This is a genomic window from Rahnella ecdela (genome assembly GCF_019049625.1).
In the GTDB taxonomy this organism is placed as follows: Bacteria; Pseudomonadota; Gammaproteobacteria; order Enterobacterales; family Enterobacteriaceae; genus Rahnella; species Rahnella ecdela.
Window position 1 is genome coordinate 372059 of sequence record NZ_JAFMOY010000131.1, and the last position, 14718, is coordinate 386776.

Below are 14718 nucleotides of genomic sequence, written 5' to 3' on the forward strand. Positions count from 1 at the left end.
GCCACGCCCCTCACTCCCTGCGTGTCAACCGAGCAGCGCCAGCATGGCTCTTGCTGTGCTCTCTTCAGTAACCAGTGCGTTTATTCGTTTGCCTTTCAGAGCGGCGACAATCGCTTCGGCCTTCTCGATGCCACCCGCAACGCCTAATACGGTCGGAATGCTGGCCAGTTCGTCCGGCGCGACGGCAATCAGTTCGTCGTGGATCGCCATGTTTTCCGCCAGCTCGCCGTTACGCTGCATAAAGAAACCGAGAATGTCGCCGACCGCGCCTTTACGGCCAAACAGCAGCTGCTCGCCTTCGCTGATATAACCGGAGCGCAAAATGGTCGCTTCCTGTTTCTGGTTGAGCGAACCGATACCGACAACGGCGATATCTGCCGCACAGGCCGCCAGCATCACGTCATGCACGTTGCGCTCCCGGCGAAATATTGCCGCCACGCTGGCCGATGAAGCGCGCAGCGGAGCCGGAATAATGCTGACGCCACAGGCTGCATCAAGCTGTCCGATGCCGGTCATATAAGGGCCAACACCGCCGGAAAGCGTCACCATGCGGATCTGCTGAGAGGCGATAAATCCGCTCAGATGCTGCAATGTGCTCATGGCAGTTTCGCCAAATCCGACGGCCAGCAATTGCTCCGGTTTCAACATTGTCATCAGCATATGTGCCGCGCCGACGCCCAGCCGTGCGCTCAGCGAGCCATCGGCAAGCTGGGGCAGCACACGAACCTGCTGCAAACCAAAGCGCTCAAGCAGCGTGTTTTCCAGCGACAAACATCCCTCAAAACGCGAGTTGATTTGTACGCGGATCACCCCGGATTGCCGGCCTTTTTCCAGCAGACGCGACACCTTCAGCCGTGTCAGCCCGAGCCGTTCACCAATCTCATTCTGGGTCAGGCCGTCGTGGTAATAGAACCACGCGGTGCGTGCCAGCAGTTCCTCTTCACCCATGCTGAATTCCGGATGGTTAGTCAAATCGGAAAGCGTTGTTTTGTCATTCATAGTGAACACTTATCAAAATGTAGATCAATTGTTCGTTAACGAAATGTTGTTAACTGTGATGTGTTTGGCAAATTTCAAATGATTACTGCCTGAATCATAACGCAGAGTATATGAGTTGAACAAACTGTGATCAGGGCAAAAGTTTTCCGTGTCACCACGGACTAGCTTTATGAACATTATTAAACAATAAATACATTTGTTCATTTAATGTATCCCATCCGAGGTCAGCGTATGCAGTCAGACGATCACTCATCAGCAGACGCGCATTCCCCGGACCTGCTTTTGCAGGTCAGCGGTGTCAGTAAAAGTTTTTCCGGTGTCGCGGTACTCAAAGACATCGATTTCAGCCTGCAACGCGGTGAGGTGCATGCCCTGCTTGGCGGAAATGGCGCGGGTAAATCGACGCTGATGAAAATTATCGCCGGTGTCGAGATTGCCGACCGTGGCGAAATGCTGCTCGGCGGCGCGCCGCTGGTGGCGCTCACGCCTGCGAAAGCGCATCAGGCGGGGATCTATCTGGTGCCGCAGGAACCGATGCTTTTTCCGAGCCTCAGCGTGCGCGAAAACATTCTGTTTCGTTTGCCTGCGCATCAGGCCAGCGAGAAAAAGCTGCAACAGTCGCTGACTGAACTGGGCTGCAATCTGCCGCTTGCTTCACTGGCCGGAACGCTGGAAGTGGCCGATCAGCAGCTGGTCGAAATCCTGCGCGGTCTGATGCGGGATGCCCGGTTGCTGATCCTCGACGAACCGACGGCCTCGCTGACACCCGCGGAATCCACGCGCCTGTTTACGCAGGTACGCCATCTGACGGCGCAGGGCGTCGGCGTGGTGTTTATCTCGCACAAACTGCCGGAAATCCGTGCCATTGCCGACCGGGTGAGCGTAATGCGCGACGGCAAAATTGCGCTCAGCGGCGCGCTTTCTGAACTGGATAACGATGCGCTGATTGCCGCCATCACGCCGCAAACGCAGGCGGCAGCGCTGCCTGCTGAACAAAAGCTGTGGCTGGATTTGCCGGGAGCACGGCGCAATTCCTCCAGTAACGAACCGGTATTGCAGGTGCAAAACCTGACCGGTGAAGGGTTTATCAATATTTCATTTAGCGCCCGCGCCGGGGAAATCGTCGGGCTGGCAGGCGTTGTCGGGGCAGGGCGAACCGAACTTGCGGAAACCCTGTATGGCCTGCGGGATGCGCAAAGCGGGCAGGTTTTCCTGATGCAGCAAGACATCAGCAGACTTGGCACCTTACAACGCCTGAAAAAAGGGTTGGTGTATTTGCCGGAAGACCGGCAGGCGTCCGGCCTCTATCTGGATGCACCACTGAGCTGGAACACCACATCGCTCACGTTTAACCGTCAGAGCTGGTGGCTGAATATCAAACGCGAGGCGGCGGTGCTTGAACGTTATCACCGTGCGCTGGGAATCAAATACCGGGACGGGTCGCAAACTGCCCGCACGCTATCCGGCGGGAATCAGCAGAAATTACTGATCGCAAAATGTCTGGAAGCCCAGCCCGCAGTGCTGATTGTCGATGAACCTACGCGTGGCGTGGATGTGTCGGCGCGTGCGGATATCTATCAGCTGCTGCGCAATGTTGTTGAACAGAATGTGGCGGTTGTCCTGATTTCTTCTGATCTGGACGAAATAGAAGGGCTGGCCGACCGGGTATTTGTCATGCATCAGGGCGAAATGAGCGGCGAGTTGCAGGGCAGCGAGATCAACGTCAGCAACATTATGCACATTGCGTTTGGCAATCACGCCCGGACCGCGGCAACCGGAGGTTCCTCATGCTGAAGCAGATACAAAACAACCGTGAACTGACCGCGCTGTTGGCGATTATCGCGCTGTTTGCCTTACTTGGTGCGATGGACAGCCAGTCGTTCAGCTTTCAGACGCTGGGGATGATTTTCGGCAGCGCACAAATTCTGATGTTGCTGGCAATGGGCGCGACGGTGGTGATGCTGACCCGCAACATCGATGTTTCCGTCGGCTCCATTACCGGTCTGTGCGCCGTCACGCTGGGCGTTTTACTTAACAGCGGAGTGAGTCTGCCGCTGGCCTGTCTGCTGGCTCTCGGCACCGGTTTACTGGCGGGATTGTTCAACGGCGTCCTGGTGGCCTGGCTGCGTATTCCAGCGATTGTCGCCACCCTCGGCACGCTGGGTTTATACCGCGGCCTGATGTTGCTGATGACCGGCGGTAAATGGATTGAAGGTTTACCCGCCGGACTGAAATCGCTATCTGAACCAGTGTTCCTGAGCGTTTCATCACTGGGCTGGCTGGTGATTATTTTACTGGTGGCGATGTTCTGGATGCTCAGCCGTACCAAATTTGGCCGCAGCTTTTACGCGGTGGGCGATAACTTACAGGGGGCGCGGCAACTCGGCGTCGCCGTTAACCGCGTACGCATTCTGGCGTTCGGCATCAACGGCATGATGGCGGCTATCGCAGGGATCGTATTCGCATCGCAAATCGGTTTTGTACCTAACCAGACCGGCAGCGGGCTGGAAATGAAAGCCATCGCCGCCTGCGTACTGGGCGGGATCAGTTTGCTTGGCGGCACCGGCTCCATACTCGGCGCAGTGCTTGGCGCGTATTTCCTGACTCAAATCGACAGCGTGCTGGTGCTGTTACGCCTTCCGGCCTGGTGGAACGATTTTATCGCCGGACTGGTGCTGCTGGCGGTGCTGGTATTTGACGGCAGATTGCGGCAGGCGCTGGAGAAAAACCTGCGGCGTCAGAAGTATTCACGCTTCCTGACAGCCAGTCCGCCGCCTCAGAAAAAATCCACGGAACGCAAGTCTCAGCAACCGAAAAATGTCAGTCGCCGGTTAAGTACCGGCAAAAAGAGCGGGGTGGTGTGATGAACAAATTTCAACAATATGGCTGGGAAATCGCACTGCTGGCGCTGCTGGTCATCGAAATCTTGCTGTTCGGTTTCGCTAATCCGCGCATGCTGGATGCCAATACGCTGCTGTTCAGCACCAGCGATTTCATCACCATCGGGATTGTGGCGTTACCGCTGACGCTGGTGATTGTCAGCGGCGGCATCGACATTTCCTTCGGTTCCACTATCGGCCTGTGCGCTATCGCGCTCGGTGTACTTTGTCAGGCCGGTGTGCCGCTGGCGATGGCGATTATCCTCACGCTGGCGCTGGGTGCAGCCTGTGGTTTGCTCAATGCCGCACTGATCCTGTACACCGGCGTCAATCCGCTGGTCATTACGCTCGGAACCCTCTACCTGTTCGGCGGCAGCGCTTTGCTGCTTTCCGGGCTGGCGGGCGCGACGGGTTTCGAGGGCATCGGTAACTTCCCTGATACGTTTACCAATTTCGCCAACCTGGTGGTGATGGGCCTGCCAATGCCGCTGGTGATTTTCCTGCTGGCGACACTGTTTTTCTGGCTGCTGATGCACCGCAGTCGCACCGGTCGCAACGTCTTTCTCATCGGTCAGAACGCCCGTGTGGCACGCTATGGCGCGTTGCCGGTCAGCCGCACGGTGTTTGCGCTTTACGGTATGACCGGCCTGGCCTCAGCGGTTGCCGCTATCCTGATGACTTCCTATTTCGGCTCAGCACGTTCTGATCTTGGCAACGCGTTGCTGATGCCCGCTATCACGGCGGTGGTGCTCGGGGGCGCCAATATCTACGGCGGTTCAGGTTCTATTCTCGGTACTGCGCTGGCGACGCTGCTGATCGGGTATCTCCAGCAGGGTTTGCAGATGGTTGGCGTCTCCAGTCAGGTTTCCAGTGCGCTGTCCGGTGCGCTGCTGATCCTGGTGGTCATTGGCCGTTCCGCCAGCCTCAATCGTGGTCTTATCCGCAGTGTTTTCCAGCGCTATCGCCAGCGCTGGTCTGCGCCTTCTCCTTCCTTGACGTCTTCTAAATAAGCCGGGGTTAATGATGAAAGCCAACACAATGAAAACCTTACTGATTGCCAGTGCTGTCAGCCTCGCCTGCCTGAGTGCACAGGCGGCCGAACGAATCGCGTTTATCCCCAAACTGGTGGGCGTCGGCTATTTCACCAGCGGCGGCAATGGCGCGACAGCGGCGGGTAAAGAACTGGGTGTGGATGTGACGTATGACGGCCCGACCGAGCCGAGCGTTTCCGGTCAGGTGCAGATGATCAACAACTTCGTCAATCAGGGATACAACGCGATTGTGGTCGCGGCGGTATCGCCCGATGGTCTGTGTCCGGCACTGAAGCGTGCCATGCAACGCGGTGTAAAAGTGCTGACCTGGGATTCCGATACCAAACCAGAATGCCGCTCAATCTATATCAATCAGGGCACGCCGCAACAGCTCGGATCGATGCTGGTGGAGATGACATCCAGCCAGGTGAAGAAAGAAAAAGCCAAAGTGGCATTTTTCTATTCCAGCCCGACGGTGACAGACCAGAACCAATGGGTGAAAGAGGCGAAAGCCAAAATCGCCAAAGAGCATCCGGGCTGGGAAATCGTGACCACGCAATATGGCTATAACGATGCGACCAAATCCCTGCAAACCGCCGAAGGGATCCTCAAATCCTACGGTGATCTCGATGCGATTATTGCGCCAGATGCCAATGCATTACCGGCTGCTGCGCAGGCGGCGGAGAACCTCAAACGCACCAACGTGACCATTGTCGGTTTCAGTACGCCAAACGTGATGCGTCCGTATGTTGAGCGCGGCACGGTGAAACAGTTCGGCCTGTGGGATGTGGTCAGTCAGGGCAAAATTTCGGTTTACGTCGCCGATCAGTTACTGAAAAAAGGCGAACTCAACGTGGGTGACAAACTGGATGTACCAAACGTCGGATCGGTAGAAGTGGTGCCGAACAGCGTGCAGGGCTACCAGTATGAGGCCAAAGGCAACGGTATTGTGTTACTGCCGGAACGCGTGGTCTTCACCAAAGACAACATTGGCAAATACGATTTCTGACGATTAAGGAGAAAGGAAAATGGCAGATCTGGACGATATCAGAGACGGCAAGAATTTCGGCATCGGCACGGCGCAGGACAATCATGCGTTTTTCCTCAAAGGCAGCGGTCAGCTGGACTGGGGAATGCAGTCGCGGCTGGCGCGTATTTTCAATCCGGAGTCCGGCAGAACGGTGATGCTGGCGTTTGACCACGGCTATTTTCAGGGCCCGACAACCGGCCTTGAGCGTATCGACATCAACATTGCGCCACTGTTTGCACACACCGATGTGCTGATGTGTACGCGTGGCGTATTGCGCAGTGTGGTACCGGCGGCGGTCAATAAGCCGGTGGTGATGCGTGCCTCGGGGGGTAACTCTATTCTGACTGAGCTTTCCAATGAAACCGTCGCTGTCGCGATAGAAGACGCGCTGCGCCTGAACGTCGCAGCAATGGCGGCGCAGGTGTATATCGGCAGCGAATATGAACATCAGTCGATTAAAAACATTATCCAGCTGGTGGATCAGGGGATGCGGTACGGGATGCCAACCATGGCGGTCACCGGTGTCGGCAAAGACATGGCGCGTGACCAGCGTTACTTCTCGCTGGCGACCCGTATCGCCGCTGAAATGGGTGCGAACATCATCAAAACCTACTTCGTCGATGAAGGTTTTGAGCGCGTCGCGGCGGGCTGTCCGGTACCGATTGTGATTGCAGGTGGTAAAAAACTGCCGGAACGCGAGGCGCTTGAAATGTGCTTCAAAGCTATCGATCAGGGGGCTTCGGGTGTGGACATGGGGCGTAATATTTTCCAGTCCGAATCACCGGTTGCCATGCTGAAAGCCGTAAAAGCGGTGGTGCATGAAAACGCCAGCGTGGCGCACGCATACGAACTGTTCCTGAGTGAAAAGGAGTGAATCATGGAAGTGACGCTGGTCGAAATTAACGTGCAGCCGGAAAAGGTGGATGAGTTTCTGGAGGTGTTCCACGCCAACCATCTCGGCGCTGTGAAAGAACCCGGAAACCTGCGGTTTGACGTGTTGCAGGACGAGACTGTCCCGACACGGTTTTTTATCTACGAAGCCTATCAGGATAACGATGCTGTGCTGGCGCACAAGAAAACCCCACATTATCTCAAATGCGTGGAGGCGCTGGAGGGGATCATGTCGGAGCCGAGGAAGAAAACGTCTTTTAAAGGGATATATCCGTAAGGTACATACTGGTTTGGAACAAGGTCAACACCAACACCTTGGGTTGCCACCCAAACTGGCCTTAAGAGGCGCCTATCGCCGCGCCTCTTTAGTTTTCCAAAAGATAAAAACAGTCTGCCTTTGAATTTAAGATCTTGCGGGCGATTCAGAAAGCTTGCTGAGTGAGAGTTTCGAGACCATAGGCTCGAAGACCGGGAGAGGGACCGCGCAGCGGCAAGATTTCCAGCCTGTCGCTGCGATACCTGAAACATAGCCAGCGCGCGGATCACGTGTTTGAAAAAGCGAGGGGAGTTCAGAGGGGAAAAGCCTTTCCCCTCTGGTCGGTTTTGGCACTGTGCATCAGGTGACCGCTGCACTTGAGAAACCGAAATCTTCTCAATCAGGCCTTCATTGACATTGCCCTGATGGCCAATCCGCCATTACATTAAGCCTTCCAGCCTCAAATATAACTCCCGGAAGACTTTCCTCCGCTCCGCATACGCGGTATGCAGTCCCGTATCCGGCTGGTGCACTTGCTCAAGTGCCAGCTCCGGCAGGAACTGTTCCAGTGGCTCGCCGGGGTTCATGGCAATTTGTGCCAGACGCGCTGCGCCAAGCGCCGGGCCGACATCGCCGCCGGTGCGGTATTCCAGCGTTTTACCACTGATATCTGCCAGCATTTGCCGCCAGTAAGGACTGCGGGCGCCGCCGCCAATCAGGGTGATGCTGTGCGGTTTCAGACCGGTTGCGTGCAGAACGTCCATTCCGTCTGCCAGGGCGAATCCGACCCCTTCGAGTACGGCACGTGCAATATCGGCAGGACCGTGCTGATGTGTCAGGCCAAACAATGTCCCTTTGGCATTCGGATTATTGTGAGGGGTGCGTTCACCGGAAAGGTATGGCAAAAACCAGACCGGTGAGTCGGCGGGTTTGGTTTTCTGCGCCAGATTAATGAGTTCACCGACTGATGCGGTGCCGGTCAGATTTGCGGCCCAGTCCAGACAGGATGCTGCGCTGAGCATGACGGACATCAAATGCCAGGTGTCCGGCAGCGCATGGCAGAAACTGTGAACCGCCTGCTGCGGATTACTCAAAAATCCGTCGCTGACCGCGAAATACACCCCGGAGGTGCCAAGGGAAAGCATCGCCTGGCCGGTTTTGTATAACCCGACACCGACCGCGCCTGCGGCATTATCACCACCACCGGCAATCACCGGTACACAGTCCATTCCCCAACGGGAGGCGAGTTCCGGCAGTAACTGACCGGTAATCTGATTGCCTTCAAAAAGCGCTGGCATGTGCTCACGCGTCAGGCCGGTTGCGATGAGCATTTTGTCACTCCAGTCGCGTTTCGCCACGTCGAGCCACATTGTGCCTGCGGCGTCAGACATGTCGGAGGCAAATACGCCGGTCATCAGCCAGCGCAGATAATCTTTGGGCAGCAATACCTTGTCTATTTTCGCGAATAATTCGGCTTCGTTTTCGCGCAGCCAGAGCAGCTTCGGTGCCGTAAAACCGGGCATCATCAGATTGCCGGTTATCTGACGGGAATCAGGAACATCCGCTTCCAGTTTCTGGCACTGGCTGAAACTACGGCCATCGTTCCATAAAATTGCGGGACGCAGAACCTGATGCTGTGCATCAAGAACAGTTGCGCCATGCATCTGACCTGTCAGGCCGATGGCTTTTACGTCTTGCAATGCATTTTGCTTAGCCAGTGCACCAACAGCGCGGTCCGTTGCCTTCCACCAAGCTGCCGAATCCTGCTCAGACCACAAAGGATGGGGACGGGAAAGGGTTAACGCCTCACTGTGGCTGGCGACCACCCGACCTTCTTCGCTAAGCAAAATGGCTTTGACGCCAGAAGTGCCAAGATCTATTCCGAGATACATGCTTTTCCCTTATCGGTTAACCCGTTTCCAGAACGATTTACGCCCTGCGATTCCGCACCAGGCGGGCAGGGCGTGAGCTTATTTTATAAGATTAACCAAACAGATAACGGTTAACCAGATTCTCCAGACGTTCCTGCTGGCCGCTCTGGTGCTGAGGCGCCAGTGCGTTTTGTTGCGCATAGCTGCTCAGGGATTCCAGGGACATTTTGCCTTGCAGGATCTGCTGGCCCAGTTCTGTGTTCCAGCCCGCGTAACGCTGCGCAACGTGTTTATCCAGTTCACGACTTTCAATCATGCGTGCCGCCACTTTCAGGGCCAGCGCCATCGTATCCATGCCGCCGATATGGCCGTAGAACAGGTCATATTTGTCGGTGCTCTGACGACGTACTTTAGAGTCGAAGTTCAGACCGCCGGTGGTGAAACCGCCCGCTTTGATAATTTCATACATCACCAGGGCATTTTCTTCCACGCTGTTCGGGAACTGGTCAGTGTCCCAGCCGCACTGCGGATCGCCGCGGTTTGCATCGACGGAACCGAAGATCCCGAGCGCAATCGCGTTAGCAATTTCATGATGGAATGAGTGACCGGCCAGCGTCGCGTGGTTAGCCTCGATATTCACTTTGATCTCTTTTTCCAGGCCAAACTGTTTGAGGAATCCGTAAACCGAAGCCACGTCATAATCGTACTGATGCTTGGTCGGCTCCTGAGGTTTTGGCTCAATCAGCAGGGTACCCTGGAAACCAATTTTGTGTTTATGCTCAACAACCATCTGCATGAAACGACCCAGTTGTTCGCGTTCCTGACGCAGGTCGGTGTTGAGCAGGGTTTCGTAGCCTTCACGACCGCCCCACAACACATAGTTTTCGCCGCCAAGCTGTTTGGTGGCATTCATCGCATGAACCACCTGCGTCGCAGCCCAGCTGTAAATTTCAGGATTTGGATTAGTTGCCGCACCTGCACCGTAACGCGGGTTGGTGAAACAGTTCGCGGTACCCCACAGTAATTTTACGCCGCTGGCTTCTTGTTTTTGCGCCAATACATCGGTCATCACGGCAAAATTGTTCACGTATTCTTTAATCGTCGCGCCTTCCGGCGAGACGTCAACATCATGGAAGCAGTAGTAAGGAACATTCAGTTTCTGGAAGAACTCGAAAGCCACATCCGCTTTGCGTTTCGCCAGTTCCAGCGCATCGCCGGGTTGCTGCCACGGGCGGTCAAATGCGCCCACGCCAAACATGTCATTGCCATTCCAGCAGAATGTGTGCCAGTAGCAGGCTGCGAAACGCAGATGCTCAGCCATCGTTTTGCCGAGGATCACTTCTTCAGGATTGTAATGACAGAATGCCAGCGGGTTTGTGCTGTTAGCACCTTCGTAGCGAACGGCGTCAAGCTTGTCGAAATATGCGTGCATTGAAAACTCCTTGAAAACGGGCCCAGCGGGACTGGGAGGCTGAGGCCCTATCTTCGGAGGAGATGTTTCATTCCACAATTACGTTATTTCACACTCAATTTAATAGAATTATTAAGTGTGCGGTAGATCGCATAAATAAGCGGTTTTCTTCTTACTTTTTATTCAGCTTCCACGATGTCTCGATAATAAAAAGTCTTATTGTGCGCATATTACAGGCAAACCATGATCGCCATCATAATTCCTGAAATAAACAAAAAAACGTAATGCTGTGATTAAAATCTGCAATTGCCGATTAATTACACAGCGTCAACAATCCCTCTGTCATTGCTGTACGCACTCTTCTGTATCTGCCTCTACTTATTCTTATAAAAGGTCTGACATGATGAAAATGAATAAAATAATTCTTTCTGCCTGTGCCGCATTAGTGCTTTTTAGCCAGTCAGGTTTTGCGAAAGAAATTAAAATAGGTATGGCTATTGATGACTTACGCTTAGAACGCTGGCAAAAAGACCGTGATATTTTTGTGGCTAAAGCCAAAACTCTCGGCGCAGATGTTTTTGTTCAGTCTGCTAACGGTAATGAAGAAACTCAAATGGCGCAGATTGAAAATATGATCAACCGGGGTGTCGATGTTCTTGTGATCATTCCCTATAACGGGCAAGTGCTGAGTAACGTTATTGCCGAAGCAAAGCAAGAAGGCATTAAAGTGCTGGCGTATGACCGCATGATTAACAACGCCGACATTGATTTTTATATCTCTTTTGATAATGAAAAGGTCGGCGAACTTCAGGCGCAAAGCCTGGTTGAACGTGTGCCGCAAGGCAATTATTTCCTGATGGGCGGCTCGCCGGTAGATAACAATGCCAAACTTTTCCGTGCCGGTCAGATGAAAGTGCTCAATCCGTTAATTAAAGACGGCAAGATAAAAGTGGTGGGGGATCAATGGGCTGATGGCTGGTTGCCTGAAAATGCTCTGAAGATCATGGAAAACGCGCTCACTGCCAATAACAACAAAATCGACGCTGTGGTGGCCTCCAACGATGCGACCGCCGGTGGTGCTGTTCAGGCTTTATCGGCTCAGGGTCTTGCGGGGAAAGTAGCGATCTCAGGTCAGGATGCCGATCTCGCGGCGATCAAACGCATTGAAGCGGGTACGCAAACCATGACGGTCTATAAACCGATCACCAAACTGGCCAATGATGCCGCCGAAATTGCCGTACAGTTAGGCAAAGGTGAAACACCGAAATCTAATGCGACATTAAATAACGGCAAAAAAGAAGTGCCTTCTTATTTATTAACGCCGATTCAGGTGGATAAAAATAATATTGATAGCACTGTGGTGGCTGACGGTTTCCATAAGAAATCAGATCTCTAATTTTTCAGTATTTTTCTACACCCCCCCCTGCGGGGGGGTGTTTTTGGTGGAGGTAAAAATGCCAGAACAATATGAAAAATTTCCCCTGCTGGATATGCGAAATATCACCAAAAAATTTGGCGCGGTAAAAGCCGTTGATAATATTAGTCTGACACTGGCTGCGGGCGAAGTGTTATCATTGTGCGGAGAAAATGGATCCGGAAAATCGACATTAATGAAGGTGTTGTGCGCAATATATCCGCACGGAACATTTGACGGGGAAATTTATTTTTCAGGGGAAAGACTTAATGCAAAAGGTATTCGCGATACCGAACAAAAAGGGATCGCGATAATTCATCAGGAACTGGCGCTGGTGAAACAACTTAGCGTACTGGAGAACATGTTTCTGGGTAACGAGTGGGGCAGTTTTGGCATGCTCGATACCGATAAAATGTATCTGCGTTGTCAGCGTATGCTGGCGCAGGTAAAACTCGATATTGACCCCCATACGCTGGTGGGCGAGCTGGGATTAGGGCAGCGTCAACTGGTTGAAATTGCCAAAGCCCTTAACAAGCAGGTGCGTTTGCTGGTTCTTGATGAACCCACGGCGTCGCTGACTGAAAGCGAAACCGCAATTTTGCTCGATATCATCCGTGATTTACGCCATCACGATATCGCCTGTATTTACATTTCTCACAAACTCAACGAAGTGAAAGCCATCTCCGACAAACTGTGTGTCATTCGCGATGGTCGTCATATCGCTACCTGCAACGCTGACGGCACGTCGGAAAAAGAAATTATCGCCATGATGGTGGGTCGTGAACTCACTGAGCTGTTTCCGCCGCGCGAGCGGCAGATTGGCCAGGAAGTCCTGCGCATTGAAAACCTGACGGCATGGCATCCGGTTAACCGTCATATCAAACGGGTCGATAACGCCGGTTTTACGCTGCGCCAGGGAGAAGTGCTGGGTGTCGCAGGGCTGGTCGGTGCTGGCAGAACAGAAATGATGGAGTGTCTGTTTGGGGTCTATCCGGGGCGCTGGTCAGGAGACGTCTGGCTGGAAGGCCAGAAAGTGCAGATTACCGGTTGCCGTGATGCCATGCGACGCGGGCTGGCGATGGTACCGGAGGATCGTAAACGTGACGGTATCGTGCCGGTGATGGCGGTGGGCAGCAATATCACACTGGCTGCGTTAAGTCATTTCAGCAGTGGCGGCATTCTGCGGGAAGCGCAGGAACAGCACACCATCAGCGAGTCGGTGAAACAACTCAAAATCAAAACATCTTCTCCCGAACTGGCGATCGGCAGGCTGAGCGGCGGGAATCAGCAAAAAGCCATTCTGGCGCGTTGTCTGCTGCTTAAACCCAAAATTCTTATTCTTGATGAACCCACTCGCGGAATCGATGTGGGAGCAAAACATGAAATCTATAAGCTCATCGGCCAGCTCGCGTCACAGGGAATGGCAATTATCGTTATCTCATCAGAGTTACCCGAAGTGCTCGGGCTTAGTGACCGCGTTGTGGTGATGCATCTCGGGCAGGTGAAAGCCTGTCTGGACAATAACAATTTAAGTCAGGAACAGGTCATGGAAGCCGCATTGAGGAGTGAAGCTTATGTCTAAATTTCCCCAACCAGGAACCTCTTCCGCCGCGGTGAATGAGAGCGGTTCAGAGGCCTTATTGTCGGTCAAGAAACTGAAAAGCATCAACCTTCAGGTTTTTGTCATGCTGGCGGCCATTGCGGTGATTATCGTGTTTTTCAGCGTGACCACCGACGGTGCGTATATCAGCGCGCGTAACGTGTCTAACTTGCTGCGCCAGACCGCCATTACCGGCATTCTGGCCGTCGGTATGGTGTTCGTGATCATCTCTGCGGAAATCGACTTGTCCGTTGGTTCTATGATGGGTTTGCTCGGCGGCGTGGCGGCGATATTTGACGTCTGGCTGGGCTGGCCGTTGCCGCTGACCATTGTGGTGACGCTGGCGCTGGGGTTATTGCTTGGCGCATGGAACGGCTGGTGGGTGGCGTACCGTAAGGTGCCATCATTTATCGTGACACTGGCAGGAATGCTGGCGTTTCGCGGCATTCTGATTGGCATCACCAGCGGTACCACGGTGTCACCGACGACGCCCGCGATGTCGCTGATTGGCCAAAGTTACCTGCCCGATACCTTTGGTTTTGGTATTGGTGCGGTGGCTCTGGCAGTATTTATCGGCTGGCAATGGCGGCGGCGCAAACAGCGTGCGGCTCTCGGGCTGCCGGTGACGGCGGCCAAAAATGATGTCACGCGTCAGGCACTGACGGCCATCATCGCGCTCGGCGCAATATATCTGCTTAACGATTATCGCGGTGTCCCTACGCCGGTGCTGATTTTAGTGGCGCTCATGCTCGGTGGGATGTTTATGGCGTCCCGCACCGCTTTTGGTCGCCGTATTTATGCCATTGGTGGCAACATCGAAGCGGCGCGGTTATCCGGGGTTAACGTGGAGCGCAGTAAATTGGCGGTATTTGCGATTAACGGCCTGATGGTGGCTATCGCCGGTCTGATCCTCAGTTCACGTCTGGGCGCGGGTTCGCCATCGGCGGGGAACATTGCCGAGCTGGATGCTATTGCCGCCTGTGTCATTGGCGGAACCAGCCTGGCGGGTGGTGTCGGGAGTGTTGCGGGTGCCGTAATGGGCGCGTTTATTATGGCGTCTCTGGATAACGGCATGAGTATGCTGGATGTGCCGACATTCTGGCAATACATCGTCAAAGGGGCGATTCTGCTGCTGGCGGTCTGGATGGATTCGGCCACCAAAAGGCGCGCATAAATCCGCCACAGTGGCAGTGATTCCGGGTGGTAACGCAGGAAAACCTGAGGAGCCTCACAAAATCACTATGCCAAATCAACCTAAGCCATTGCGCTGTGCTATTGACCAACGCAATCAGCCTCATTCAGTTAGCGTAATGAATGAGGCTTAGTCTATTAGAAA

General features: G+C 53.9%; 12 protein-coding genes. 9 read left to right on the forward strand and 3 right to left on the reverse strand.

Translation table 11 applies throughout. The features are described from left to right. Positions 1-24: 24 nt before the first annotated feature. Positions 25-999: a transcriptional regulator LsrR gene (lsrR, locus tag J1784_RS20350; RefSeq protein ID WP_217150683.1), complete on the reverse strand. Its 975-nt coding sequence runs from the start codon at positions 997-999 to the stop codon at positions 25-27. Positions 1000-1230: 231 nt separating this feature from the next. On the opposite strand from lsrR, the gene lsrA reads away from it, so the two are divergent. Genes lsrA through lsrG form a run of 6 tightly spaced genes read left to right on the forward strand, consistent with a single transcriptional unit; the run spans position 1231 to position 7107 of the window. Then, positions 1231-2793, forward strand: a complete 1563-nt coding sequence (lsrA, locus tag J1784_RS20355) for an autoinducer 2 ABC transporter ATP-binding protein LsrA (RefSeq protein WP_217150684.1) — start codon at positions 1231-1233, stop codon at positions 2791-2793. Then, on the forward strand, positions 2787-3863 hold the full coding sequence (gene lsrC, locus J1784_RS20360) for an autoinducer 2 ABC transporter permease LsrC (RefSeq protein WP_217150685.1): 1077 nt from the start codon (positions 2787-2789) through the stop codon (positions 3861-3863). The genes lsrA and lsrC overlap by 7 nt, the downstream gene beginning before the upstream one ends. Beyond that, positions 3863-4888, forward strand: coding sequence for an autoinducer 2 ABC transporter permease LsrD (lsrD, locus tag J1784_RS20365; protein ID WP_217150686.1), 1026 nt, complete (start codon positions 3863-3865; stop codon positions 4886-4888). Before lsrC ends, lsrD begins: the two co-directional genes overlap by 1 nt. A 28-nt stretch (positions 4889-4916) precedes the next feature. Beyond that, the gene (lsrB, locus tag J1784_RS20370; protein WP_420803986.1) at positions 4917-5918 is read left to right on the forward strand and encodes an autoinducer 2 ABC transporter substrate-binding protein LsrB; all 1002 of its coding nucleotides are present in this window, start codon (positions 4917-4919) and stop codon (positions 5916-5918) included. Positions 5919-5937: 19 nt separating this feature from the next. Beyond that, positions 5938-6813 carry a 3-hydroxy-5-phosphonooxypentane-2,4-dione thiolase gene (gene lsrF / locus J1784_RS20375; RefSeq protein ID WP_217150688.1) on the forward strand — a complete coding sequence of 292 codons (876 nt, stop codon included), beginning with the start codon at positions 5938-5940 and terminating at the stop codon, positions 6811-6813. A gap of 3 nt (positions 6814-6816) precedes the next feature. Next, positions 6817-7107 (forward strand): (4S)-4-hydroxy-5-phosphonooxypentane-2,3-dione isomerase, encoded by a 291-nt coding sequence (lsrG, locus tag J1784_RS20380; RefSeq protein WP_217150689.1) that lies wholly within the window; start codon positions 6817-6819, stop codon positions 7105-7107. A gap of 419 nt (positions 7108-7526) precedes the next feature. Here the strand turns inward: lsrG and xylB are convergent, their stop codons facing one another. Together xylB and xylA are read right to left on the reverse strand one after the other, a co-directional pair. Next, entirely contained in the window at positions 7527-8978 is a 1452-nt protein-coding gene (gene xylB, locus J1784_RS20385; protein ID WP_217150690.1) for a xylulokinase, read from the reverse strand. A 91-nt stretch (positions 8979-9069) separates the two neighbouring features. Next, the gene (xylA, locus tag J1784_RS20390) at positions 9070-10389 is read right to left on the reverse strand and encodes a xylose isomerase (protein WP_217150691.1); all 1320 of its coding nucleotides are present in this window, start codon (positions 10387-10389) and stop codon (positions 9070-9072) included. Positions 10390-10771: 382 nt separating this feature from the next. Here xylA and xylF point away from each other — a divergent pair, with 382 nt between their 5' ends. The 3 genes from xylF to xylH are packed head-to-tail and all read left to right on the forward strand — an operon-like array spanning position 10772 to position 14556. Next, on the forward strand, positions 10772-11764 hold the full coding sequence (gene xylF / locus J1784_RS20395; RefSeq protein WP_217150692.1) for a D-xylose ABC transporter substrate-binding protein: 993 nt from the start codon (positions 10772-10774) through the stop codon (positions 11762-11764). A gap of 58 nt (positions 11765-11822) precedes the next feature. After that, positions 11823-13364, forward strand: a complete 1542-nt coding sequence (locus tag J1784_RS20400; protein WP_217150693.1) for a xylose ABC transporter ATP-binding protein — start codon at positions 11823-11825, stop codon at positions 13362-13364. Beyond that, positions 13357-14556, forward strand: a complete 1200-nt coding sequence (gene xylH, locus J1784_RS20405; protein WP_217150694.1) for a xylose ABC transporter permease XylH — start codon at positions 13357-13359, stop codon at positions 14554-14556. Before J1784_RS20400 ends, xylH begins: the two co-directional genes overlap by 8 nt. Positions 14557-14718: the final 162 nt, after the last annotated feature.

Coding starts and splice junctions, on each gene's coding strand:
- J1784_RS20400 (WP_217150693.1), top strand. CDS start 11,823: ATGCCAGAACAATATGAAAAATTTCCCCTGCTGGATATGCGAAATATC.
- lsrB (WP_420803986.1), top strand. CDS start 4,917: ATGAAAACCTTACTGATTGCCAGTGCTGTCAGCCTCGCCTGCCTGAGT.
- lsrC (WP_217150685.1), top strand. CDS start 2,787: ATGCTGAAGCAGATACAAAACAACCGTGAACTGACCGCGCTGTTGGCG.
- lsrF (WP_217150688.1), top strand. CDS start 5,938: ATGGCAGATCTGGACGATATCAGAGACGGCAAGAATTTCGGCATCGGC.
- lsrA (WP_217150684.1), top strand. CDS start 1,231: ATGCAGTCAGACGATCACTCATCAGCAGACGCGCATTCCCCGGACCTG.
- xylB (WP_217150690.1), bottom strand. CDS start 8,978: ATGTATCTCGGAATAGATCTTGGCACTTCTGGCGTCAAAGCCATTTTG.
- lsrG (WP_217150689.1), top strand. CDS start 6,817: ATGGAAGTGACGCTGGTCGAAATTAACGTGCAGCCGGAAAAGGTGGAT.
- xylF (WP_217150692.1), top strand. CDS start 10,772: ATGAAAATGAATAAAATAATTCTTTCTGCCTGTGCCGCATTAGTGCTT.
- xylA (WP_217150691.1), bottom strand. CDS start 10,389: ATGCACGCATATTTCGACAAGCTTGACGCCGTTCGCTACGAAGGTGCT.
- lsrD (WP_217150686.1), top strand. CDS start 3,863: ATGAACAAATTTCAACAATATGGCTGGGAAATCGCACTGCTGGCGCTG.
- xylH (WP_217150694.1), top strand. CDS start 13,357: ATGTCTAAATTTCCCCAACCAGGAACCTCTTCCGCCGCGGTGAATGAG.
- lsrR (WP_217150683.1), bottom strand. CDS start 999: ATGAATGACAAAACAACGCTTTCCGATTTGACTAACCATCCGGAATTC.